We start from the raw sequence: 2428 nt of genomic DNA on the forward strand, positions 1-2428 counted from the left end.
CGCGGGTGTCGCCGAGGCCGTGGGCGGCGATGACCCAGGTGCCGCGGGTGCCCGGCACGTACCACGCGGGCAGCGGCCCCAGCGGTCCTTCGACGGTGACGTCCTCGTGGGCGATGCCGAGGGCCGAGCGCGGCGTGCCCGCGTACACCTTCGGCGTCAGTCGCACCCGGGTGCCCGCGTCGAGGCTGCCGTACGTGACGCGCTCCAGGCTGCGCACGAGCCGGCCGCCCTCCCACGACTCGGCGCGCATCAGCGGGCCGACGACGGCGTGCACGCCGTCGCCCGCCAGGCCGTACGTCTCGGGCAGCAGGGCGGGCGGCGAGCCGGGGGCGAGGGTGACCTGCCCGCCGGCCGCGGCGATCACCCGCAGCCGGGGGCCGTCGAAGCCGACGGGGCCCGGCGGCGCGGGCCGCAGGGCGGCCCGGGAGCCGTACCGCCCGGCGGCCACGGCGGCGGCCCCGGCGCCGAGTCCGGCGGCGAGGAGGCTGGTCAGGGCCGCGGCGGCCGGTTTGATACGCATCCCGGCCATTGTCCGCGTACGGGCAGGACCCTGCCAGTGCGCGGACCCGCCCGGGTCACGTATGCCGCCCTCACCCCTGGCCGTAGCCCTTCAGCTTCTCCGCCACCTCCCCGAGCTGGTCCGGCGACAGCAGCGACGGGCTCAGCCCCGGTACCGAACTCGCCGCCAGCCACACCCGGCACATCCATTCGAGCTGCGCGGTCCTGTCGTACGCCTGCGCAAGACCGGCGCCGTAGGCGACGGTGCCGTGGTTCCGCAGCAGGCACGCGGACCGCCCGGCCAGCGCCCGCAGCATGCCCGCGGCCAGCTCCGCCGTCCCGTACAGCGCGTACGGGGCGACGCGCACCGGGCCGCCGAGGGCCGCGGTCGCGTAGTGGACGGTCGGCAGCTCCGGCACGAGCGTGGAGACGGCGGTCGCGTGCACGGCGTGGGTGTGCACCACGGCCCGCGCGTCGGTGCTCCCGTAGACCGCCAGATGCATGGGCAGTTCGCTCGTCGGCCGGAGCGTGCCGTGCGTCTGTCCACCGCTCATGTCGACGGCGACGAGGTCGTCGTCCCCCAGCTCGTCGTAGGGGACGCCGGTCGGAGTGATGAGCACATGGTCGCCCACCCGCACGGACACGTTGCCCGAGGTTCCGACGACCAGCCCTTCGGAGTACATCCGCCGGGCCGTCCCCACCAGCTCACGCCACGCGTGACGCATCGGTATCCTCCCTATGACCTGCGCATGAAGCGCCCCGCCGGAGACATTGCGACACCCATTCGCCCTCGTCACCGTCACGTCCGGCCCAGTTCACCTTGTGTTCACTCGGAGTACTTACGTTCCTCACGGCCCCCAACCTTCGAGCGGATTGCTTGGGTACATGGAACACCTCACTCTCATCATCGGAGTCGTCGTAGTCACCGCCTTGGTGTTCGACTTCACGAACGGGTTCCACGACACCGCCAACGCCATGGCAACCACCATCTCCACCGGGGCACTCAAGCCCAAGACGGCGGTGGCGATGAGCGCAGTCCTCAACCTCGTCGGCGCCTTCCTCTCCGTGGAAGTCGCCAAGACCATCTCCGGCGGCATCATCGACGAAGGGTCCGGCATCCAGCCCGAAGTGATCTTCGCGGGGCTGGTGGGTGCGATCGTCTGGAACCTGCTGACCTGGCTCGCCGGGCTGCCCTCCAGCTCCTCGCACGCCCTCTTCGGCGGTCTGATCGGCGCGACCCTCGTCTCCGTCGGCTGGAACGGCGTGCACATGGACGCCATCGTCATGAAGGTCCTCATCCCCGCCATCGCCGCGCCGCTGGTCGCCGGCATCGCCGCCGCGGCCGCGACCCGGCTGACCTACCGGCTGGCCGGCCGCCGCTCCGCGGACCAGACGGCCAAGGGCTACCGGGCCGGCCAGATCACCTCCGGCGCGCTGGTCTCCCTCGCGCACGGCACCAACGACGCGCAGAAGACGATGGGCGTCATCACCCTGGCGCTGATCACCGGCGGCTCGCTGGCCCCCAACTCCGACCCGCCCACCTGGGTGATCGTCTCCGCCGCGCTGGCCATCGCGCTCGGCACGTACCTCGGCGGCTGGCGGATCATCCGCACCATGGGCAAGGGCCTCACCGACATCCAGCCGCCGCAGGGCTTCTCCGCCCAGACCAGCTCGGCCACGGTGATCCTCGCCTCGTCCCACCTGGGCTTCGCCCTGTCCACCACCCAGGTCTGCTCCGGCTCGATCATGGGCTCGGGCGTGGGCAAGAAGGGCGGCGTGGTGCGCTGGAGCACGGCCGGGCGGATGGTCGCCGCGTGGGGGCTCACCCTGCCGGCGGCGGGGCTGATGGCGGGGGCGGCGGCGTTCCTCGCGGACCGGGGCTCCTGGGGCGTGGTGACGGTCGCCATCCTGGGCGTCGCCGCCAGCGTCA

General features: G+C 72.9%; 3 protein-coding genes. 1 reads left to right on the top strand and 2 read right to left on the bottom strand.

The window, feature by feature from the left end; all coding sequences use genetic code 11:
- A partial coding sequence (locus H5J30_RS27375; RefSeq protein WP_508470823.1) for a DUF8805 domain-containing protein occupies positions 1–520 on the bottom strand: 520 nt, incomplete at its 3' end.
- A gap of 70 nt (positions 521–590) precedes the next feature.
- On the bottom strand, positions 591–1223 hold the full coding sequence (locus tag H5J30_RS27380; protein ID WP_181789993.1) for a class II aldolase/adducin family protein: 633 nt from the start codon (positions 1221–1223) through the stop codon (positions 591–593).
- A gap of 160 nt (positions 1224–1383) precedes the next feature.
- On the opposite strand from H5J30_RS27380, the gene H5J30_RS27385 reads away from it, so the two are divergent.
- A partial coding sequence (locus H5J30_RS27385; protein ID WP_181789994.1) for an inorganic phosphate transporter occupies positions 1384–2428 on the top strand: 1045 nt, incomplete at its 3' end.

The organism is Streptomyces phytophilus (assembly GCF_013870535.1).
Lineage (GTDB): Bacteria > Actinomycetota > Actinomycetes > Streptomycetales > Streptomycetaceae > Streptomyces > Streptomyces phytophilus.